Raw genomic sequence first — 19,970 nt, 5'->3', positions numbered from 1 at the left:
CCGCATGCGCGAACCCACGCCCCACCGCGACCCGCGCGGCCGCACCGAGCACAGCCTGCTGCCGGACTTCTGCCAGCTGCCGGCACTGTTCGCGCTGTTCGTGGTCGGCGCGCTGACCGTGACCGTGATGTGGCTGGCCGGCGATCGCCCGCGCGACGGGTCGGCCTACAGCGTCGGCATGCTGTTCGTGACCTGGCTGGCGCTGGTGGTCGCGGTAGTGCTGTGCAAGCTGCGGCCGTGGCTGCAGCGCCTGCCGGGGCACCTGCCGTATGTCGGCGTGTGGCTGTTGATCCTCTCGATCGTGCTGGCCGCCAGCATCATGGCGCACTGGTTCGACGGCGCGCTGCAGATGCAGCTGATCAAGAGCAGCCTGCCCGCCTTCGTGCGCGACAACCTGCTGATCGCCGCCCTGCTCGGCGCCGCCATGCTGCGCTACTTCTACGTACTGGCTCAGTGGCAGGCACGACTGGCGGCGGTGAGCCGCGCGCAGGTCGAGGCGCTGCAGGCGCGCATCCGCCCGCACTTCCTGTTCAACAGCATGAACACCGTGGCCGCGCTGATCCGGGTCGACCCCGCCGCCGCCGAGCGCACGGTGGAAGACCTCTGCGAACTGTTCCGCGCCGCGCTGGGCCAGCACGACAGCGCCGACGGCACGCTGGGCGAGGAGCTGGCGCTGGTCGAGCGCTACCTGGCGATCGAGCAGTTGCGCCTGGGCGAACGCCTGCGCGTGCGGCGCGAGCTGGACGAGCTGCCTGCCGACTTTCCGCTGCCGCGGCTGCTGCTGCAGCCGCTGGTGGAGAACGCGGTGCGCCACGGCATCCAGCCGCTGCGCGCAGGCGGCGAGGTGACCCTGCGCGGCTGGCGCGACGGCAACGGCGTGCGCATCGAGATCATCAACCCGCTGCCGGCCACCCCGCCCGCCGCCGGCAATGGCCATGGTCTGGACAGCGTGCGTCGGCGCGTCGCCTACCGTTACGGGCCGCAGGCGCGCGTGCAGGCCGGCGCGCAGGGCGAGCGCTTCGTGGTGCTGCTGCAGCTGCCGGGAGGCTCCGCCTGATGCGCGTGCTGATCGTCGACGACGAGCCGCTGGCGCGCGCACGCCTGGCCGCCCTGCTCGGCGACTGCGCCGGGGCGGAGATCGTCGGCAGCCTCGGCGACGGCGAAACCGCGCTGGCCGCGCTCGACGAGCTGCAGCCGGACGCGCTGCTGCTGGACATCAACATGCCCGGCACCGACGGCGTGGCGCTGGCGCAGCGCCTGGCCGGCCGCACGCGGCCGCAGGTGATCTTCTGCACCGCCTACGAAGCGCACGCGCTGAAGGCGTTCGAACTGGGCGCGGCCGACTACCTGCTGAAACCGGTACGGCTCGACCGCCTGCGCGAAGCGCTGCAGCGCGCGCAACGCCGCCTCGCCGACGCCCCGCGCGAACCGGCCGCGTACCTGTACGGCCGCCTGCGTGGCGAACAGGTGCGCATCGCGCTGGACGAAGTGATCTGCCTGCTCGCCGAGGAGAAATACGTGGTGGTGCAGCACCGCCGCGGCGAACTGCTGATCGAGGACTCGCTGCGCCAGCTGGAAGAAGCCTACCCCGACCAGCTGATCCGCCTGCACCGCAACTGCCTGGTGCCGCCGCCGCGCCTGCTCGGCCTCAAGACCCTCGCCGACGGCCGCGTGCTGGCCCGTCTCGACGGCAGCGAGCTCGCCCCCGAGATCAGCCGGCGCAATTTGCCGGCGGTGCGGAAGCTGCTGCGGCTCGGTTAAACGCCTGTTGCTACCACACCCTGAAGGCAAGCCGGAACAGCGACTTTTATCACCGCGGGTTGTCGGTGCCACGACATAACACCGCGATCCGTGGGATATGCGACGCGGCAACGTCGTGGTGGGCATGCCCGAGCCAACGACCAACGTATTGAACCCACGCAAGTTCCGATTTGCTTGACGGGACGTGGCGGGAACCCGACCATCTGGCAGTCTCCCTCCGCGTGAGGGATCCGCCAGGCATTGGACGCCATGAATTGGAAGAAGCTCGCGCTCATCTATCTCGTCACCGCCGTGGGCCTGGTGGGTGTGGTGGCCGGAAGTTTCTTCTGTGCCTTTTTCCTGGCCCTGATGAACGGTTTCGCCCACGACGCCCCCGGAGCCAGCGGCATGACTGGCGTAGGTCACTTGCTGGCGTCCTATGGGCACTTCATCGACGTGTGGGGAATACCCGCATCGATCCTGAGCTACTCACTCGGGCTGCCGGCGCTTCTGGAAAAACCCGCTGCCTGGTTCGCGGTGAACGGGATGGCGTGGTCGGCTTTTGCATCCCCCTTGCTGTATCTGCTGTTTGGGGGGAATTCCAGCCATAAGCGCCGCACCTGAGCGGGTTCACAAGAACCGGAGCAGGCTCACCTCTCCATGAAGTCAAGTGAACCCAACCATTTCCAGACACGATTCGAGGCGTTCGCCATGAACCACCCCTTCAAGATCGGCGACCACGTGCGCTGGAATTCGGAGGCCGGCTACGTCACCGGCCGGATCATCGCGGTGCACACGCGCGACACGGAATACAAGGGCCACATGCGCCGCTGCAGCGAGGCCGATCCGCAGTACGAGATCAAGAGCGACAAGACCGACCACGTCGCCATGCACAAGGGCGCGGCGCTGCACAGGATCGACTGAGCGAGGTTGCCTGCATGCTGCGGGAGCGTCCTGAACAGCCGCCACTTGCGCCTGCCGGAGTGATACTTTAGTGTCACTCCATGCGTACTGAACTCGTCACCACCCTGAAGCGCCAGGCGACCGAACTCCTCTCGGCCATAGAGCGGGACAAGCAGCCTATCCTCATCACCCAGCATGGCCTGCCCAGCGCCTACCTGGTGGATGTCGAGACTTATCAACTCATGCAGCAACGCATGAGCGTGCTGGAAGGCATTGCCCGCGGCGAGCAGGCCGTTGCCGAAGGTCGCGTGGCCACTCACGCCCAGGCCCGGACACGCCTTGCGCGATGGCTGAAATAATCTGGTCGGAGCCGGCGTTGAGCGATCTGGAAGCCGTCGCCGACTACATCGCGCTGGAGAACCCGGTCGCGGCGGCCGAACTGGTCAAGCGCATCGTGGATCACGTCGGGCAACTCGCCGATCATCCCGAAAGCGGCAGCCGCCCGCCCGAACTCAAGCGATCACGCTACCGCCAGATCGTCGAACCGCCTTGCCGCGTCTTCTACCGCCATGACGGCCGACGGGTCTTCATCCTGCACGTCATGCGTTTCGAACGCCTGCTGCGCAAGCATCGGCTTGTGTCCCACGCCGGGGCGGCAAAAGCCTGAGCTTCCCCCGGAGCACTCCCGCCACCATACGCGCGGCGCTGCACAGGATCGACTGAGCGATGCCCGACGACCCCGCCACCATCTGGACCATCGGCCACTCCACCCGCACGCTGGAGGAGTTCCTCGGGTTGCTGGGCGAGTACCGCATCGAGGCGATCGCCGACGTGCGCCGCTTTCCCGGCTCGCGCCGTCATCCGCATTTCGCCAGCGACGCGCTGGCCGCCACGCTGCCCGCGCACGGCATCGCCTACCGATGGATGCCCAGGCTGGGTGGCCGCCGCAAGGTGCAGCCGGGCTCGCCGAACACCGCGTGGCGCAATGCCTCGTTCCAGGGCTATGCCGACTACACCGCCACCGCGGAATTCGCCGAGGGCCTGGCCGAACTGCTGGCGCTGGCCGCCAGCCAGCGCACTGCGCTGATGTGTGCCGAAGCGGTGTGGTGGCGCTGCCACCGCTCGATCATCGCCGACGTGCTGAAGCTGCGCGGCGTCGAGGTGATCCACCTCATCGATGCGACGCACACGACGGTGCACCCGTACACGTCGCCGGCGCGGATCGTGGATGGGAAGCTGAGCTATGCGCCGGCACAGGCCGGCCTGATCTAGCCGGCCGGCTCAGCGCAACGGCTCCGCCGCGGTGTCGCCGCTGCACTGGATGGGCAGGCCCTTGCTGCCGACCGCCTGGGTGAAGCTCGACCCGCGGCGGTTGATGACGATGCCGTCGACGCAGGTCTGGTCCGCACCCAGCCGATGGCTGGCCTCGATCCGCAGCGCTTCCTGCCGTTGCCTTTCCTCGCGCCGGGCCTGTTCGACCCGGTGGCGCGCCGCATCCTCGCTCACCTGCCGGTAGGTGTTGGCCAGGTCCTCGCGCTGGCGCCGCAGGGTGGCCGCCAGTTCGGCGCTGCGCTGCTGCGCACGCGCCCTGGCCAGCTGCGCTTCCACTTCCGCATTGCGCGCGACGTCGCGGGTGAGTTCGTCGGCATGGCGGGCCGCCAGGTACAGCGACAATCCGCGCCACGCCAAGGCCGCGACGATCACCGCCGCCAGCGCACCACCCAGCTTCCATGACAACGGCATGGCCATGTCGCCCAACCCCCAGCCCGGACTGTCGAAACCCCCGCGATCCGGTACCGCAGCAGTGCGTTCGCGGATCGGTCGGGCGAGTCTAGCAGGGAGTTCCGGCGGCTCTTGCCGGCAGGCGTCACGCCTTGTGACGCGGGTATCACCTGCGGGTGGGCCGCCGCGAAAGCACGGGCTTGTGCCTGCCGGGCGTCATTCCTTCTTGATGGCGTGCCCGCCGAACTCGTTGCGCAACGACGCCAGCAGCTTGTCGGCGAACGAATCGCTGTCGCGCGAGCGGAAGCGTTCCATCAGCGACAGCGTGATCACCGGGGCGGAGACGTTGAGTTCCAGCGCCGCGTTCACCGTCCAGCGGCCTTCGCCGGAATCGACCACGTAGGGCGCGATGCCGTCCAGGTTCGGGTTCTTGCCGAGCGCGTCGGTAGCCAGGTCGAGCAGCCAGGAACGCACCACGCTGCCGGTGCGCCAGATCTCGCCGATCTGGTGCAGGTCCAGGGCGAACTCCTCCTTGTGCTTGAGGATGGAGAAGCCTTCGGCGTAGGCCTGCATCATGCCGTACTCGATGCCGTTGTGGACCATCTTGGTGAAGTGGCCCGAGCCGGCCGGGCCGACCCGGCCCCAGCCCTGGTCCTTCGCCGGCGCCAGCGTCTCGAAGATCGGCCGCAGCGACTCGACGGTCTTTTCGTCGCCGCCGATCATCATGCTGTAGCCCTCCTTCAACCCCCACACGCCGCCGCTGGTGCCGCAGTCGACGTAGCCCACGCCGCGCTCGGCATAGCGCCGCGCCCGGCGCAGGGTGTCCTTGTAGTTGGAGTTGCCGCCGTCGACCACGACGTCGCCCGGCGCCAGCAGCGGCAGCAGGGCCTCGACGGTGTCCTCGGTGATCTTGCCGGCCGGCACCATCAGCCACAGCACGCGCGGCACCGGCAGCGCCGCGGCCAGCGCCGCCAGCGAGGCCACGGCCGCGATGCCGTTGGCCGACGCAGCCCGGCGCGCGTCGGCGCCGGGGTCGAAGCCCGCCACCTTGTGGCCGCCCTTCACCAGGCGTTCGGCCATGTTCGCGCCCATGCGCCCGAGACCCACCATGCCAAGTTCCATCGTGTTCACTCCGTAACGGGAAAGGTTGTCGCGTTCATGCGTGCCGCTTGCCGGCATCCAGCCAGGCGCCGTCGAAGCCGGCGCGGCGCAGGCCGTCGACGACGGCGCGGCAGCCGCGCATCAGCCGCCACGGCAGGCCGCTGCGCTGGTTCTCCACCATCAGCACGATCGGGCCGAGGTTGAGGCCGAAGAAGTACGGCGAGATCCAGCCGCCCGGCGACGGGCCGGGCCAGGTCGCGTTGAAGCTGGCCTTGAAGCCGTAGGGATGCGCGTCGTGCAGCTGCAGCGTGTGGATGAAGTGGTGCAGCGTCGGCAGCACGATCTCCGGCGCGAACGGCAGCGAGGCCACCACCGCCCACGGCGCCAGCGTGCCGTCGTCGAAGCCGTATGGGGCACCGCGGCCGACGTAATCCTCGAAGCGGCGCTCGATGCCGTCGATCTTGCGCGTGGCCGGGCCGGGACCGTCGCTGGCGGTGATGCCCCAGCAGTGCTCGCTGTAGCCCTTGAAGCCGAGCGGGTTGTCGCTGGCATAGCGCTGCTGCACCTGGGTGGCGCGCCGGCTGTTCTCGAAGTAGTCGATGCCCTTGCTGCGCATGAACGCGTCGCGGATGCCGCGGAAGTCGATCCACGCCTGCGACAGCTGGTGGGTGAACAGCGGCCCGCAATACAGGTAGTCGATATCGTAGCAGCGCTTCCACTCGTAGGTGGACGACCACGCCGCATACGCCGCGGGCGGCAGCGGATGGGTGGGCGAGCCCAGCGCCAGCACGTACAGCAGCAGGCCTTCGTCGTAGCCTTGCCAGCTGTGCGCGATGAAGCCGCTCTGCGGGTGCCAGCCGTGGCCGAGGGTGCCGTCGGCGGCCTGCGCCCACGGCCACTCCGCGCGCTGGTAGAGGAAATTCGCCGTCTCGCGGATTTCCTTCTGCTCGGCGCCGTCGCCATCGAAGTACGCCGCGGCGGCCAGCATGCCGGCGAACAGCAGGGCGCTGTCCACGGTGGACAGCTCGCATTGCCACGCGCGCCGGCCGCTGCGCATGTCGAGGAAGTGGTAGTAGAAGCCACGGTAGCCGCTGGCGTCGGGGTGCTCGCCTTGCACGCTGTCGCGGAAGAAGCGCAGCGTGGCCAGCGTGCGCTTGATAGCGGTATCGCGGCTCATCAGGCCGCGCTCGACCGCCACCGGATAGCAGCTCAGCGCCAGCCCGGTGGCGGCGATGCTGGCCGGCCAGTCCGGTGCGGTCTTGTCCGCGACCAGGCCGTTCGCCGGATTCGTCTCGCACTGGAAGTAGGCGAACGCCTTGCTCTGCAGATGCTGCAGCAACGGACCCGCTGTGGACGGTTGGCTGGATGGGTGGGAACGCATGGATCTCGTCGTGGTCGCCGCGGGCGGTGCGGCGGGAACGGCCGCCCCCGCGCCGGTCGATCGGCGGATCGACGGCCCGGCCATCCTACTCCGCAGCCCGGTGAAGCGAAGGTTGACGCTGACGCGGCTCAGCGCCGCCGCGGGCGCGAGGCGCCGAGCTTGCGGGTCAGCGTGTTGCGGCCCACGCCCAGCGCCTGCGCCGCGTTCTGCCGATGGCCGTCGCTGGCCTGCAGCGCCACGTTGAGCAAGGTCTGGTCGAGCGCCACGCGGGCGCGCGCATGGATGTCCGCCTCGCCGTCGGCCAGCGCCTGGGTGGCCCATTCGCGCAGCGCGTCGGTCCACTCGCTGCCGCGTGCCGCGTCGGCGCCGCTGCCGAGGTCGGCCGGCAGGATCTCGCTGCCGGGGGCGATCACCGCCAGCCGCCGGCACAGGTTTTCCAGCTCACGCACGTTGCCCGGGTAGTCGCGCTGGGCGATGAGTTTCAGTGCGGCCTTCGAGAAGCGCTTGGGCGGCAGCTTCAGCTCCTGCGCGGTGGCGGCAAGGAAGTGCCGGGCCAGCAGCGGGATGTCGCTGCTGCGGCGGCGCAGCGGCGGCAGCTCGATGCGCACCACGTCGAGGCGGTGCATCAGGTCGGCGCGGAACGCACCGGCGGCGACGCGCGCGGCGAGGTCCTGGTGGGTGGCGGCGACGATGCGCACGTTGCCGCGGATCAGCTCGCGCCCGCCCACGCGGTAGAACTCGCCGCCGGCCAGCACGCGCAGCAGGCGCGTCTGCAGGATCAGCGGCATGTCGCCGATCTCGTCGAGGAACAGCGTGCCGCCCTCGGCCTGCTCGAAGCGGCCGAGCACGCGGCGGGTGGCGCCGGTGAACGCGCCGGCCTCGTGGCCGAACAGCTCGCTCTCCAGCAGTTCGCTGGGGATCGCCGCAGTGTTCAGCGCCACGAAGGGCTTGTCGCGGCGCGCGCTTTCCTCGTGCAGCGCGCGCGCCACCAGTTCCTTGCCGGTGCCGGTCTCGCCGGTGATCAGCACGTTCAAGTCGCTGGCGGCGACCCGGCCGATCAGCCGGAACACCTCGCGCATCGGCGCGCTCTCGCCGAGCAGCGCGTGGTCCGGCGCAGGCATCGGGCCAGCGGCCGCCGGCGTCGCCGCACTGGCCAATGCGCGCTGCACCGATGCCACCGCGTGGTCGAGGTCGAACGGCTTGGCCAGGTAATCCACCGCGCCAAGACGATAGGCCGCCGCGGTAGTGGCCACGTCGGTATGCGCGCTCATCACGATCACCGGGCCGATGCCCTGCGCCTGCAATTCGCCGAGCAGGGCCAGGCCGTCCTCGCCCGGCATGCGCACGTCGGTGAGTAGCAGTGCGGGCCGTGCCTCGCGCAGCGCCGCGCGTACGCCGGCCACCGCGTCGAACTCGCGCACCGCGAGCCCGGCGTCGCGCAGCGCCTCGGCCAGCACGAAGCGCACGCCGCGGTCGTCGTCGACGATCCAGATTTCATCCGTCATGACTTTGCCTCGCTTGGCTCCTCTCCCGCTCGTCCCCAAAGGGACTTCCTTCGGTCGCAGGGGAGGCTGGGAGGAGGTGGCGCGGGGTCGCGGGGAAGATCAAGAGCGCACCCCTCCCCAACCCTCCCCTGCGATGCAGGGGAGGGAGCACGGCATGGCCTGGCTCCTCCCCCTGCTCGCAGGGGGAGGCTGGGAGGGGGTAGCGCCGGGTCGCGGGGAAGATCAAGAGCCGACCCCACCCCAACCCTCCCCTGCGATGCAGGGGAGGGAGCACGGCATGGCCTGGCTCCTCCCCCTGCTCGCAGGGGGAGGCTGGGAGGGGGTAGCGCCGGGTCGCGGGGAAGATCAAGAGCGCACCCCTCCCCAACCCTCCCCTGCGATGCAGGGGAGGGAGCGCGGCATGGCTTGGCTCCTCCCCCGCTCGCAGGGGAGGGAGCACGGCACGGCTTGGCTCCTCCCCCTGCTTGCAGGGGGAGGCTGGGAGGGGGTGGCGCGGGGTCGCGGGGAAGATCAAGAGCACACCCCACCCAACCCTCCCCTGCGATGCAGGGGAGGGAGCATGGCACGGCTTGGCTCCTCCCCCGCTCGCAGGGGAGGGAGCACGGCACGGCTTGGCTCCTCCCCCTGCTCGCAGGGGAGGGCGTACAGCGTGCGCGCGGGAATCACTCATGCGGGCGCTCCATGGGCAGGTACAGCGAGAACACGGTGTGGCCGGGACGGCTGCCGCTGCAGCGCAGTTCGCCACCATGCTCGCGGGCAATCTCGCGCGACAGCGCCAGGCCCAGACCGCTGCCGTCGGCGCGACCGGACACCAACGGCTGGAACAAGCTGTCGCGCAGCGCGGCGGGCACGCCGGCGCCGTCGTCGACCACGTCCACCCGCAACGCCATGCGCAGCATGCGCTCGCCCACGCGCACGCCGTGCTCGACCCGCGTGCGCAGGGTGAGCGTGCGCGCACCGGCTTCCAGTGCATTGCGCGCCAGGTTCAGCAAAACCTGCTGCAGGCGATCGGCGTCGCCGTGCAGGTCCGGTACGCTGGGGTCGTAGTCGTGGCGCAGCTGCGGCGGCGCAGGCTCGGCCAGCAACAGGTCGACGAGCCGTTCCAGCAGGCGATGGATGTTGACCGGACCAAGCTGCGCCGCGCCGTCGTGGTGCAGCAGGCGGTTGGCCAGCGCGCCGAGCCGGTCGGCCTCGTCGATGATCAGGCCGGCCAGCGCCTGCAGGTCCTCCCCCTCGACCCGCCGCTGCAGCAGTTGCGCCGCCCCGCGCAGGCCGGCCAGCGGGTTCTTCACCTCGTGCGCGAAGCCACGCAAGGTGGCCGACAGCGGCGAAGCGGCCGACGGCGGCTCGGCCAGCACGTGCACTTCCAGCAACAGGCCGTCGCCGAACGGCTGCAGCGCGATGTCCGCGCTGAGTTCGCAGCCGTCGGGCACGGCCAGCGCAATGGCGCGCCATTGCGTCGGCCGCTGCTCGGCCAGCACCTTCGCCGCCCGCGCCATGCCCGCATCGGCATCGGCCAGCAGCACACCGAACGGCTGCCCCGGCGCGTGGCGGAAGCCCAGCCCCAGGCACTCGATCAGGGCCGGGTTGAGCCAGCGCAGGCGCAGCTCCGCGTCGACCAGGGCCAGCCCGGTCGCCGTCTGCTCCGCCCACGCCCGCCACGCCAGCTCATTCATTGCACCATCATGGTCAATGTCTCGTTTTGGTGCAAACGGGGAATGCTGCCGCCTATTCGACGGGACGGGGCGATCCGGCCGCCACCGCAGCGCGGCGCGGCTTGGCGGTGACAGTGGCGACAAGGTCGCTGCCGATGCTCAGGCACTGGTCGGCGATGGCGGCCACGCCGGGGCGGTGCGACACCACGATCAGGATCGTCTGCGGCAGGCGCCGCCGCAGCGCGGTGAGTACCGCGGTTTCGGACGCGGCGTCGAGCGCGCTGGTGGCTTCGTCCAGCACGGCCAGGAACGGCTGGCGCAGGATCACCTGGGCCAGCAGCAGGCGCTGCAGTTCGCCGCCGGAAAGCCGGCTCGACGCGCCGCGCAGCGCGGTGTCGAGGCCGTGCGGCGACTCGGCCAGCCGTTTGTCGAGGCCGACGTCGGCCAGCGCGCCGCGCAGCATCGCGTCGCTGGCGTCGGGCGCCGCCCAGCGCAGGCATTCGCGCACGGAGTGCTGCCACGGCCGCACCTCCTGGCTGACGTAGGCGCCATGGCGCACCAGCGCGCGGTACGCGCCGAAATCGATCGGCCGGCCATCGCGGCGCGCCACGAACACCTCGGGCGCCATCATGCCGGCCAGCACGTCGACCAGGCTGCTCTTGCCGATGCCGGAGTCGCCGCAGACCAGGGTCAGTTCGCCGGGCCGCAGCAGCAGATCGCCGATCTCCAGCCCGCCGGGCGGCGGCGTCAGCCGCATCCGCTCGATGTACAGCGCGGCGCCCGACGCGCCGGTGGGCGACGGCGCCGCGGACGCATGCAGCGGCGCCAGGTCCACGTAGCGCTGCCACAACTCGAAGGCCGGCGCGGCCGAGCGCAGTTGCTGGAAGCTCTGCCGCGTGGTCACCAGGTAGGGCAGCAATCGGCCGAGCAGCAGGCACACCGCGATCAGCTCGGCCTGGCCGACGCCGCGCCAGCGATGGGCAAGCACGAACAGCGCGGCGATACCCGCCGCCGCCAGCAGTTCGAGCACCAGCCGCCCGGACGCCACCAGTTCCAGCTGGCGCCGGTAGCCGTGGCACAGTCGTTCGGAAATGGCGCCGTAGCTCGCCTTTTCCGCCGCCTCGCGCTCGAACGAGCGGACGTGGCGCAGGCGCCGCGGGAAATCCTCGCTGTGCCAGAACAGCCGGGTCATGTCGACCACGTACTGGCGGGCGACCAGCGACTGCTCGCGACCGTAGGCGCGCGACGCCAGCAGGCCCAATCCCCCCAGCACCGGCGCCGCCAGCATCAGCGGCGGCGAGACCCAGAATGCGAAGCCCAGGCTGACGGCGGCACTGACGCCGGCGATCAGCAGCTGCTGCAGCGCGCTGAAGCCCTGCACGATGAGCTCGACGTTGTGGGTGAGCACGTTGGCGATTTCCGCCGAGGTCGCCTCCGCCAGCGAGCCCAGCGGCGCCTCGATCAGGCGCGCATGCACCGCGCGCCGCAAATGCATGCCGTAGCGGCCGACCAGGCGCGCGCCCAGCCGTGCCGCCTGCCAGCGCAGCAACGCGAAGGTGCCGGTGGCGGCGGCGAAGGCGGCAGCCTGCAGCTCGACGCTGCGCTGCGGATCGAGCAGCACGCCGCCGAACGGAAGCGCCTGTCCCGGCTGCACCAGCGGCACCAGCAGCAGCGCCGCGAGGGCGCCGGCGAACGCCGCGCCGAGCGACAGCGCCACGTAGGCGAGCGTCTCCACCCGCTCGACCCCGCTGAGCGTGCGCGCCAGCGAACGCAGCAGCGCCGCGGGCCGCTCGGTCGGCCGCAGCGACTCAGCCGGCTTCACGACGGCTCCGCGTGGCGCGGCCACGGTTTCGACGTGTGGCGTGGCGGTTCAGGGCAACACCTCGGCGGGCCGGAATGTCCACGCCGGTAGGTGCGGTGCACCGCCGAAAAGGTTGCGACGACGGACCGCGGGAACGCCGCGCGTGCGGCATTCCCGCGTCCGTTTTCAGGGCGCCTTGGTCGCCTGCAGGCGCTGCACGATGGCCAGCGATTCGTGCACGTGCTGGTCGGGCCGCAGGTGGTCGGCTTCGGACGACAGCGTGGCGACGATGCGGCCGTCGGCGGCGATCACGAAGGTGGTGCGCGGGATGAACACGTGGTCGATCTCCACGCCGCGCACGTCCTTCATGCCCGGCTTGGCCGCGACCGTCTCGAGGTCGTAGGAAGCGGCGACCTTGCCGTCGGGGTCGGAGGCGACCGGAAACTTGCCGGCGCAGTACTTGGGGTCGGCCGAGAACGCGTCGAGCCGCTCGATGCTGTCGGCCGACACGCCGATGATGGTGGCGCCGGCCGCATCGAACTTGTCCTTCTCGGTCGCGAAAGTGTGCGCTTCGAGATCGCAGCCGCCGGTGAAGGCCGAGGGGTAGAAGTACACCACCACCGGCCCTTTCTTCAGGGCCTCGCCGAGGGAGAAGGTGAAATGCTTGCCGGCCAGGCTGGCCGCGGCGGTGAAGTCGGGCGCGGTGGCGCCGGTTTTGAGCGCGGCGACGGCCGGCAGCGCCAGGGCCAACGCCAGCACCGCACCGGCCACCGCTCCCGCAAGACGTTTCTTCATGGTCGTGATCCTCGTGAAGGGCATCGACCGGCACGCCATGCATCCGCGCCGCGCTCTCGCCCGTTGAACACCGAACTGTCCGGTACGCCCCGGCAAGCTACTCCGAGGTGCTTCGCCACGCACCTGCCGATGGTTACCCCGCCGGCGCAGGACGACGTCATCCGTCGAGCAGCCGGCACAAGGCAGCGACGGCATCCCGTGGATGACGCCCGCGGCGCAACTCGTGGGCGCCGGTCTGCGCCACCCACTGCTGGAACGCATGCCAGCCCGGCTGACCGGACGCGTAGGGCTGGTCGGCGCGCAGCCTCGCGGCGACCTCGTCCGCGGGCACGGCAGCCAGCAGCGCACCGGGATCGTCGGCCGCCCGGCCGGAAACGAAGACCACGCCGGCCAGTTGCAGCGGCGCCGGTGCGAGCCGGCCGTGGCCCTGGCGCAGGTCGGCCTCGAACTTCTCCACGCCGCTGCGGCGGCGGATCACCGGCGCCGTGTCGATCCAGCGGCGGATCTCGCCGTCGTCGACGAAGCGCAGCGCATCGGCCTGCACGTGCAGGTAGTTGGCGACGCCGGTGGCGAGCAGGCTCTCGGGCTGCACGAACACCGCGTCCTCGGCGAGGAAATCCAGGCCCTGCAGCAGGCTGTGCAGGGCCAGCGTCGACTTGCCCGCGCCGCTGGCCCCCAGCAGCAGGATGCCGCGCCCCTCCCGGCCCACGCAGGCGCCGTGCAGCGGCACCAGGCCCAGCCCGCGCGTGGCCAGGGTGAACACGGCGAATTCGATGAGCTCGTAGCGCAGGTAATAAGGGCGATCGAGCATGTCCGCGGCAGCCACCACCAGCGCGCGGCGCTGCTCCGGCGCCAGCACCACGTAGTTCGACGCGTCCATCACGCCGCAGAGCAGGCCGGCACCGGACTGCATCCGCACCGGCGGCGGCTCGGCGGCGGCCGGCGGCGATGCGCGGCGCGGCAGCAGGCGCAGCTCGACGTGGAACTCCGGCACGCTCATCGCAAAACGGTGCGGCGGCAGGCCGGCGTAGGCGGCCTCGACCAAATCCAGCAGTGCCGCGCTGGCGCTTTCGAAGCGAAAGCTCCCGCCCATGATCTGCCGGCACAGCGAAACCCGCCCGCGCGGGCGCTCGCCAAACGGGTCGGCGGCGGCGTCCGGGACAGCACGGGGTGGATTCAGGGTCATCGTCGCCGGTCGCGGGTTCCGCCGTGGTTGAGCGCAGGGCACCGGGCGTGCGAACACGCCGACCGGTGAGTGCGGCCGTCGGCCGCAAAGGTTGCGCCCACGCCGCCGCCCCGAAGTTTTTCGCCGCAGAGGCAACCGAAGGCCCGTGCCGGGGCACTTACGCCCGGCTGCGTCGAGCGATGGCGCCGCTCGTCGGCCCCATGGCCATGATCGAGGCTACTGCGCGATGCTGAGGATCCACGTCGGCCATTCCTACTTCCTGCGCTTCGACCCGAAACAGTGGGAGCGCGGCAAGCCGTATCCGCCGCTCGCCACGATCCAGGTCGCCGCACTGCTGCGCCAGATGGGACACGCAGTGAGCCTGTTCGACGCGATGCTCGCCGACGGCGTCGACGACTTCGAAGCCTCGCTGCGCACCACCCGGCCGGACCTGGTGGTGCTGTACGAGGACAACTTCAACTTCCTGACCAAGATGTGCCTGGGCCGCATGCGCGAGGCGGCCTGCCAGATGATCGCCGCGGCGCGCGCCGGCGGCGCGCGGGTGATCGTTGCCGGCTCCGACGCCTCCGACCACCCCGATGCGTTCCTCGCCGCCGGTGCACACGCCGTGCTGCTCGGCGAAGGCATCGCCGCGCTGGTCGCCCTGGTCGAACGGCTGCAGCGCAACGAAGCCGATGACGACTGGGCCGCCGGTCTCGGCGGCGTCGCCACCCTGCTCGACGGACAGATCCGACTGACCCGGCTCGGCGCGCTGCCGCCGGACCCGCGGCTGGTCGGCCACCCCGCCTGGGACCTCATCGACGTCGAGCGCTACCGCGCGCTGTGGCAGGAACGGCACGGCTACTTCAGCCTCAACATGGCGGCCTCGCGCGGCTGCCCGTTCCGCTGCCACTGGTGCGCCAAGCCGATCTGGGGCAACCACTACAACCAGCGCAGCGCCGAGGACGTGGCCGCGGAGATGAGCTACCTCAAGCGCACGTTCCGGCCGGACCACGTCTGGCTGGCGGACGACATCTTCGGCTTCCGCGTCGACTGGGTGATGCAGTTCGCCGCGCAGCTGCACGCCGCCGACGGGCCGGTGCCGTTCACCATCCAGACCCGCGCCGACCTGATCAGCGAACGCATGGCCGCCGCGCTCGGCGAAGCCGGCTGCGCGGAGGCGTGGATCGGCGCGGAAAGCGGCAGCCAGCGCGTGCTCGACGCGATGAACAAGGGCACCAAGGTCGCCGACCTGGTCACCGCGCGCACGCGGCTGGGCGCGCACGGCATCCGCGTGGGCTTCTTCATCCAGCTCGGCTACCTCGGCGAGCAACTGGCCGACCTGTTGGCGACCCGCGAGCTGATCGCGCAGGCCGCGCCGGACGACATCGGGGTGAGCGTGTCCTACCCGCTGCCGGGCACCAAGTTCTACGAGCAGGTGAAGGCGCAGCTGGGCGCGAAGACGCACTGGCAGGACAGCGGCGACCTGGCCATGATGTTCCGCGGCGCCTACGACTCGGACTTCTACCGCCGCGTGCGCGACCTGCTGCACGAGCAGGTTGCCATCCAGCAGGCGGCGCCCGCCGAGCAGGCCGGGCGCGGCGCCGCGCTCGACGCGCAATGGGACGCGCTGATCGCGTGCGAGGGCGCGCACCGCAACCGCAACGCCACGTCGTTGCCTTCCGTGCCGACCCGGCACATCGCCCTGCCGCTGTATTGAGCGCGCCATGCTGCCGCCCCTGCGAACCGTCCGGCATGGCCTGCGCCGCATCACCGAGGCGTTCGCCGCGGAACTGGCCGGGCCGGGCCGCGCCACGCCGGCGTGGAGCGAACTGGAATGGCGCCTCGCCACCGCGGTGGCCGTCGCGCACGGCGTGTCGCCGCTGCTGTGCCACTGCTGCGCGTGGAAGCACGAGTCGTGGCGGCGCTTCCTGGAAAACCAGCGCGACCATGTCGAGTGGCGCCACCAGCGCATCGACGCACTGCTGCAGCAGATCCACGCCGGCGCACGCGAAGCCGCGCTGGCGGTGCTGCCGCTGAAGGGCGCCGCGCTGCACGCGCTGGGTGTCTACACGCCGGGCGAGCGGCCGATGGCCGACATCGACCTGCTGGTGCGCGAAGAGGATGCCGCCGCGGCAAGCGCGCTGCTGCGCAAGCTCGGCTACGTGGAATCGTTCGCGCAATGGAAGCACCGCGTGTTCAAGCCGGCCAGCGGCCAGCCGTTCGCCGGGCTGGGCGAGCACCGCGACACGCCGGTCGCCATCGAGCTGCACACGCGCATCCGCGAGCGGCTGCCGGTGTCGATGGTCGACATCACCGCGCGCATCTACCCGCGCGCCGCGCAGCCCGGACTGAACCCCTACCCGTCGAGCGGCGCGCTGATGAGCCACCTGCTGCTGCACGCCGCCGGCAACATGTGCGGGCGCAGCCTGCGTCTGCTGCACCTGCACGACATCGCGCGGCTGGCCATGCGGCTGAGCGCCAGCGACTGGGACGTGCTGTGGGCCGACGCCAACGAACCGCCGTGGTGGGCCTTGCCGCCGCTGCGGTTGGCCGCACGCCACTACCCGGAGGCGATTCCAGCCGCCGTGCTGGCCCGGCTCGAACGCGCCTGCCCGCCCCTGCTGCGCGCGATCTCGCGGCGGCAGACGCTGACCCAGGTGTCGAGTTCGGAGCTGTGGCTGCACGCGCTCGCCGGCATCGAATGGTCGCGCACGCTCGGCGAAGCCGGGCGCTATCTGCGCAACCGCGTGCGCCCGACCGACGAAGCGCGGCAGGAACGCGCCGACATGGCGCGCACCCAGCTCTGGCTGCAGGGGCAACGCTGGGTCACCGCACCGCATCGACGGCGCGTGCTGACCTGGCTCACGCGGCCGGTGCCGCGCATGGACATGCTGTACGCGGTGCGCGTGGCGCTGGAGCCGCCTGCCGGCGACGACGGCATGGATCGCTTCGGGACAAGGCCCGCTGCGGCGGCGGCGCATCGGACGGCGGATTCACCCGCCAGGTAGTCCACGCCATGCATACCGCCGAGCAGTACCACGCGTTCATGCTGGCCTCGCCGCGCGACCAGGCGGTGCGCGAGCGGTTCCAGCAGATGGCGCTGGAGCTGCTGCCCGACGGAGCGGACCTGCTCGACTTCGGCGCCGGCACCGGCATCGACGCCAAGGTGTATGCCGCCAGCGGCCACCCGACGTTCGTGTACGAACCCTCGGCCGCGATGCGCACCTGCCTGGCGCGCTACTGTCGCGACGAGATCGCCGGCAAGCGCGTCGTCGCGGTGGCCTCGCCGCTCGCCTGCCGAGCGCAGGCGGTCACGGCGAACTTCGCGGTGCTCAACCACTTCGCCGACCATGTGGCGCTTTTCGAGGAATTGTCGTGCGTGGTCCGCCGGGGCGGTTTCGTCCTCGCCAGCATGCTCAACCCCTATTACCTGGGCGACGCGCGCTACGGCTGGTGGCGGGCGAACCTCGTCGATCTCCTGCGCAGCGGCCGCTACGCCATCGAAAGCGAGAGCCGCATCCATCGCTTCGCGCCGCGCGTGGTGGCGCGGGCGGCCGCGCCGTATTTCCGGCTGGAGCGCCTCGTGCCGCACGGCCTCGGGCTGGCCGTCCAGCTCTACATGTTCCTGCTGTTGCGGCTGATCTGACATGTGGAAAGACTGGCTAAGGCCGTTCGTGCGCCCCCTGCCGCAATGGTCGGTAGTGGCGGTGGCACCGCCGCAGCAGGCGGTGATCGCCCGCTTGCGCTGGGACGGCCAAACCGCCGACGTCACCGCCGACCACACGGTGGCGTCGCTCAGGCCGCTCACCATCGCCAGCAGCCTCGATGCGGGCCCGCGCCCCGTGCTCGAATACCGCGACCGCGCGACAGGATTGCTGCTGGGCGTGCTGCAGCTGACGCGGGCGGCGGCGATCGCGGCTGACAACGCCTCGCTCACCCTCTACCACGTCGCCGCCGGCGAACACCGCTGCCTTCGCTGGCCGCGGCGCCCCTGGAACACGTGGCTGCAGAACCGCGTCATGCGCAAGCACCGCGCGTCGAGCCACCTGAACATGGAACCGGCGGTGGCGCAGCAGCTGATGATCGCCTACCTGTGCCCGCGGCCGGTCGTGCTGGTCTCGGTCGACGCGCCCGGCCACCGCAACCTCTTCCCGATGGACCTGATCGGCCCGCTGGAACGCAGCGGACTTTTCTCGCTCGCACTGCGCAGCACCAACGTCTCCGTGCCGACCATGCGCGAGGTGCGCCGGGTCGCCCTGTCCGCCATCCCGGCAGCGATGAAGGACGTCGTCTACCAGCTTGCCGAGCATCACAAGCAGCCGCTGTCGGACTGGAGCGAGCTTCCGTTTCCGGTTCGGCCGTCGCGGGAGTTCGGGATACCCGCGGTCGCCGCGGCGCTGCACGTCCGGGAGCTGGCCATCGTGCACAGCAAGGAGATCGGCTCGCACACGTTGTTCCTTGGCCGCATCGTTTCCGACGAGAGCCTGGCGGAGGGTACCCAGCTGCATCACACGGCCGGCTTTCACCAGGCCTGGCGCCGGCGGCAGGGTGTGCAGTTTGCGGAAATTTAGCCCACTCATCCTGGGCGGTGGCCTCACGTTGCGAGGTATCGCTGCACGTGTTGTGCCGTGACGCGCTTGGGCGCGCCGCGGTGGATGAATGTCTGCTTCCGCCGCCGAAAGCGAACGCAGGGGCGATTGGGCCATTGCGCGGGGCGGGTGATTCGCTTTCGTGGCGAGAGGTCATCGGCTCGCCTGTCGGCGCCAGAGCTGCGAGCGCACGTTAACGATACTGGCTAATCAGGCGATGCAGGCGCTCGCACGCGAGCGAGAGTCTGGTTTCGTCCACCGTGGCGATCCCCAACAGCAGTCCCGATTGCCGCGCGCTGCCGGGCTCGAACCAGGTCGACAGCGGTTCCGGCGCAAGGCCCCAGGCGCGGGCCTCCTTCGCTAGAGCGACATCAGGCACTCCAGCGGGCAGGTGCACGAGGGCGGCCAGCCCGCCGATGCGTACCTGGTAGCCCTTGCGTTCCAGAGTGCTTTGCAAAGCCTCGCCTCTGGCCGAATAGACGCGCTTCATTCGACGCAGATGCCGCATGTAGTGTCCTTCGCTCATGAATCGTGCAGTGGCGCGCTGGACGGCCGGGCCAGGCGCCGAGCCCAGGCACATCACCGCCTCTGTGAACCGATCCGCCAACTCCGCAGGCGCGACGATGAAGCCCAGTCGCAGCGCTGGGCTGATGGTTTTGCTGAACGAGCCGATATGGATGACGCGTCCATTGTCGTCCAGGCCAGCCAGCGCGGGTGCAGCGCGGCGCCGGAGTTGGAGTTCGCCCAGGTAATCGTCCTCGATGATCCACGCGCCGGTGCGTGCGGCCCATGCGATCAGCGCCACCCGCCGGCTGAGCGACAGCGTTCCGCCAAGTGGCGCCTGTTGGCCCGGCGTGACCAGGGCGAGCGCGGCGTCCGGAAACTTCTCCATGCCATAGCCGACGTCCATGCCATCGTCGTCCACTGGAACTGCCGCGGGCACGAGCTGGGCGAGTTCGAGCGCACGACGGCTCTGGAAGAATCCCGGGTTTTCCATCCATGCCATGCCGCCCTCCACGCGCAGGACACGTAGCGTGATCTCCAGCGCGCCGGCAAAACCGGCCGTCACGAAGACCTGGGATGGACGGCACGCGATACCCCGCGCGAGCGCAAGGTGGGCGGCGATCTCGCGCCGGAACTCCAGCTCGCCACGGGGATCGGGATAGACCGCCGGCGCCGCGACCTCGCGTCGGGCGGCATGCGCGCGCAAGCGGGCGAACAGGGTGGCTGGGAAGCAGTCGGATGCGGGCACCCCCATCTGGAACATCGCCGGGCCCACGAACAGGTGCTGATACAGCTCCGGCACGTCCTCGAAACCCGTGGCCGGGACGGTCCGGAGGGTCGCGGGGTGTTCGGCCACCCGCGTGCCGCCCGGTCGCATCGAGACGATGACCTGTTCATCCGCCAGCCGCTCGTACGCCGATTTGACCGTGCCCCGGGAGACGCCCAACTGCGCAGCCAGGGCCTGCCACGAGGGCAACTTCGCGCCCGGAGCGAGGACGCCGCTGTGGATGGCCGCCAGCACACCAAGGCGGATCTGCTCGGTCAGCGTGGCTGCGGCAGACCGGTCGATGCGGATATCGAGCGCGTGCGGCATGCTTCATGGTACA

The 19,970-nt window shown here is 70.7% G+C and carries 20 protein-coding genes; 11 read left to right on the top strand and 9 right to left on the bottom strand.

Annotated features, from left to right (window positions below):
* The first annotated feature begins 4 nt into the window (after positions 1-4).
* The 7 genes from R5H19_RS07470 (at position 5) to R5H19_RS07440 (ending at position 3,915) form a co-directional block, all read left to right on the top strand.
* Positions 5-1,057 (top strand): histidine kinase, encoded by a 1,053-nt coding sequence (locus R5H19_RS07470; RefSeq protein WP_318158363.1) that lies wholly within the window; start codon positions 5-7, stop codon positions 1,055-1,057.
* Positions 1,057-1,761, top strand: coding sequence for a LytTR family DNA-binding domain-containing protein (locus tag R5H19_RS07465; protein WP_318158362.1), 705 nt, complete (start codon positions 1,057-1,059; stop codon positions 1,759-1,761). Before R5H19_RS07470 ends, R5H19_RS07465 begins: the two co-directional genes overlap by 1 nt.
* Before the next feature lie 249 nt (positions 1,762-2,010).
* Positions 2,011-2,364 (top strand): hypothetical protein, encoded by a 354-nt coding sequence (locus R5H19_RS07460; protein WP_318158361.1) that lies wholly within the window; start codon positions 2,011-2,013, stop codon positions 2,362-2,364.
* Positions 2,365-2,451: 87 nt separating this feature from the next.
* Positions 2,452-2,664, top strand: coding sequence for a DUF2945 domain-containing protein (locus R5H19_RS07455; protein ID WP_318158360.1), 213 nt, complete (start codon positions 2,452-2,454; stop codon positions 2,662-2,664).
* An 80-nt stretch (positions 2,665-2,744) separates the two neighbouring features.
* On the top strand, positions 2,745-3,002 hold the full coding sequence (locus R5H19_RS07450; RefSeq protein WP_318158359.1) for a type II toxin-antitoxin system prevent-host-death family antitoxin: 258 nt from the start codon (positions 2,745-2,747) through the stop codon (positions 3,000-3,002).
* Entirely contained in the window at positions 2,990-3,310 is a 321-nt protein-coding gene (locus R5H19_RS07445) for a type II toxin-antitoxin system RelE/ParE family toxin (protein ID WP_318158358.1), read from the top strand. The genes R5H19_RS07450 and R5H19_RS07445 overlap by 13 nt, the downstream gene beginning before the upstream one ends.
* A gap of 59 nt (positions 3,311-3,369) precedes the next feature.
* Entirely contained in the window at positions 3,370-3,915 is a 546-nt protein-coding gene (locus tag R5H19_RS07440) for a DUF488 domain-containing protein (RefSeq protein WP_318158357.1), read from the top strand.
* A 9-nt stretch (positions 3,916-3,924) separates the two neighbouring features.
* Here the strand turns inward: R5H19_RS07440 and R5H19_RS07435 are convergent, their stop codons facing one another.
* The 8 genes from R5H19_RS07435 to R5H19_RS07400 all read right to left on the bottom strand — a co-directional run bounded on the left by R5H19_RS07435 (position 3,925) and on the right by R5H19_RS07400 (position 13,789).
* Entirely contained in the window at positions 3,925-4,392 is a 468-nt protein-coding gene (locus tag R5H19_RS07435; RefSeq protein WP_318158356.1) for a hypothetical protein, read from the bottom strand.
* A 189-nt stretch (positions 4,393-4,581) separates the two neighbouring features.
* Positions 4,582-5,487 (bottom strand): phosphogluconate dehydrogenase (NAD(+)-dependent, decarboxylating), encoded by a 906-nt coding sequence (gene gnd / locus R5H19_RS07430; protein ID WP_318158355.1) that lies wholly within the window; start codon positions 5,485-5,487, stop codon positions 4,582-4,584.
* Between the two features lie 34 nt (positions 5,488-5,521).
* Positions 5,522-6,847 carry a glucoamylase family protein gene (locus tag R5H19_RS07425; protein WP_318158354.1) on the bottom strand — a complete coding sequence of 442 codons (1,326 nt, stop codon included), beginning with the start codon at positions 6,845-6,847 and terminating at the stop codon, positions 5,522-5,524.
* 128 nt (positions 6,848-6,975) lie between these two features.
* Positions 6,976-8,352, bottom strand: coding sequence for a nitrogen regulation protein NR(I) (gene ntrC / locus R5H19_RS07420; RefSeq protein WP_318158353.1), 1,377 nt, complete (start codon positions 8,350-8,352; stop codon positions 6,976-6,978).
* Positions 8,353-9,014: 662 nt separating this feature from the next.
* Positions 9,015-10,028 carry an ATP-binding protein gene (locus R5H19_RS07415; protein WP_318158352.1) on the bottom strand — a complete coding sequence of 338 codons (1,014 nt, stop codon included), beginning with the start codon at positions 10,026-10,028 and terminating at the stop codon, positions 9,015-9,017.
* Positions 10,029-10,080: 52 nt separating this feature from the next.
* Positions 10,081-11,829, bottom strand: a complete 1,749-nt coding sequence (locus R5H19_RS07410; RefSeq protein WP_318158351.1) for an ABC transporter ATP-binding protein — start codon at positions 11,827-11,829, stop codon at positions 10,081-10,083.
* Positions 11,830-11,994: 165 nt separating this feature from the next.
* Positions 11,995-12,603 (bottom strand): peroxiredoxin, encoded by a 609-nt coding sequence (locus R5H19_RS07405; RefSeq protein ID WP_318158350.1) that lies wholly within the window; start codon positions 12,601-12,603, stop codon positions 11,995-11,997.
* A gap of 157 nt (positions 12,604-12,760) precedes the next feature.
* Positions 12,761-13,789 carry a serine kinase gene (locus R5H19_RS07400; protein WP_318158349.1) on the bottom strand — a complete coding sequence of 343 codons (1,029 nt, stop codon included), beginning with the start codon at positions 13,787-13,789 and terminating at the stop codon, positions 12,761-12,763.
* 226 nt (positions 13,790-14,015) lie between these two features.
* Between R5H19_RS07400 and R5H19_RS07395 the strand changes: the two genes are divergently transcribed.
* The 4 genes from R5H19_RS07395 to R5H19_RS07380 all read left to right on the top strand — a co-directional run bounded on the left by R5H19_RS07395 (position 14,016) and on the right by R5H19_RS07380 (position 18,342).
* The gene (locus R5H19_RS07395) at positions 14,016-15,488 is read left to right on the top strand and encodes a radical SAM protein (protein ID WP_318158348.1); all 1,473 of its coding nucleotides are present in this window, start codon (positions 14,016-14,018) and stop codon (positions 15,486-15,488) included.
* A 7-nt stretch (positions 15,489-15,495) separates the two neighbouring features.
* Entirely contained in the window at positions 15,496-16,779 is a 1,284-nt protein-coding gene (locus R5H19_RS07390; RefSeq protein ID WP_318158347.1) for a nucleotidyltransferase family protein, read from the top strand.
* 8 nt (positions 16,780-16,787) lie between these two features.
* A complete protein-coding gene (locus tag R5H19_RS07385) occupies positions 16,788-17,417 on the top strand; it encodes a methyltransferase domain-containing protein (RefSeq protein ID WP_318158346.1) in 630 nt (209 codons plus the stop codon).
* Positions 17,418-17,478: 61 nt separating this feature from the next.
* A complete protein-coding gene (locus R5H19_RS07380; protein ID WP_318158345.1) occupies positions 17,479-18,342 on the top strand; it encodes a flavin reductase in 864 nt (287 codons plus the stop codon).
* Positions 18,343-18,553: 211 nt separating this feature from the next.
* On the opposite strand, the gene R5H19_RS07375 is transcribed toward R5H19_RS07380, so the two are convergent.
* Positions 18,554-19,957 carry a PLP-dependent aminotransferase family protein gene (locus tag R5H19_RS07375; RefSeq protein ID WP_318158344.1) on the bottom strand — a complete coding sequence of 468 codons (1,404 nt, stop codon included), beginning with the start codon at positions 19,955-19,957 and terminating at the stop codon, positions 18,554-18,556.
* Positions 19,958-19,970 lie beyond the last annotated feature (13 nt).

The sequence above is a fragment of the Rhodanobacter sp. KK11 genome (genome assembly GCF_033345435.1).
GTDB lineage: Bacteria > Pseudomonadota > Gammaproteobacteria > Xanthomonadales > Rhodanobacteraceae > Rhodanobacter.
Note: the sequence above shows the minus strand (reverse complement) of the source record. Positions and strands in the feature narration are given on the sequence as shown.

Coding starts and splice junctions, on each gene's coding strand:
- R5H19_RS07470 (WP_318158363.1), top strand. CDS start 5: ATGCGCGAACCCACGCCCCACCGCGACCCGCGCGGCCGCACCGAGCAC.
- R5H19_RS07465 (WP_318158362.1), top strand. CDS start 1,057: ATGCGCGTGCTGATCGTCGACGACGAGCCGCTGGCGCGCGCACGCCTG.
- R5H19_RS07460 (WP_318158361.1), top strand. CDS start 2,011: ATGAATTGGAAGAAGCTCGCGCTCATCTATCTCGTCACCGCCGTGGGC.
- R5H19_RS07455 (WP_318158360.1), top strand. CDS start 2,452: ATGAACCACCCCTTCAAGATCGGCGACCACGTGCGCTGGAATTCGGAG.
- R5H19_RS07450 (WP_318158359.1), top strand. CDS start 2,745: ATGCGTACTGAACTCGTCACCACCCTGAAGCGCCAGGCGACCGAACTC.
- R5H19_RS07445 (WP_318158358.1), top strand. CDS start 2,990: ATGGCTGAAATAATCTGGTCGGAGCCGGCGTTGAGCGATCTGGAAGCC.
- R5H19_RS07440 (WP_318158357.1), top strand. CDS start 3,370: ATGCCCGACGACCCCGCCACCATCTGGACCATCGGCCACTCCACCCGC.
- R5H19_RS07435 (WP_318158356.1), bottom strand. CDS start 4,392: ATGGCCATGCCGTTGTCATGGAAGCTGGGTGGTGCGCTGGCGGCGGTG.
- gnd (WP_318158355.1), bottom strand. CDS start 5,487: ATGGAACTTGGCATGGTGGGTCTCGGGCGCATGGGCGCGAACATGGCC.
- R5H19_RS07425 (WP_318158354.1), bottom strand. CDS start 6,847: ATGCGTTCCCACCCATCCAGCCAACCGTCCACAGCGGGTCCGTTGCTG.
- ntrC (WP_318158353.1), bottom strand. CDS start 8,352: ATGACGGATGAAATCTGGATCGTCGACGACGACCGCGGCGTGCGCTTC.
- R5H19_RS07415 (WP_318158352.1), bottom strand. CDS start 10,028: ATGAATGAGCTGGCGTGGCGGGCGTGGGCGGAGCAGACGGCGACCGGG.
- R5H19_RS07405 (WP_318158350.1), bottom strand. CDS start 12,603: ATGAAGAAACGTCTTGCGGGAGCGGTGGCCGGTGCGGTGCTGGCGTTG.
- R5H19_RS07400 (WP_318158349.1), bottom strand. CDS start 13,789: ATGACCCTGAATCCACCCCGTGCTGTCCCGGACGCCGCCGCCGACCCG.
- R5H19_RS07395 (WP_318158348.1), top strand. CDS start 14,016: ATGCTGAGGATCCACGTCGGCCATTCCTACTTCCTGCGCTTCGACCCG.
- R5H19_RS07390 (WP_318158347.1), top strand. CDS start 15,496: ATGCTGCCGCCCCTGCGAACCGTCCGGCATGGCCTGCGCCGCATCACC.
- R5H19_RS07385 (WP_318158346.1), top strand. CDS start 16,788: ATGCATACCGCCGAGCAGTACCACGCGTTCATGCTGGCCTCGCCGCGC.
- R5H19_RS07375 (WP_318158344.1), bottom strand. CDS start 19,957: ATGCCGCACGCGCTCGATATCCGCATCGACCGGTCTGCCGCAGCCACG.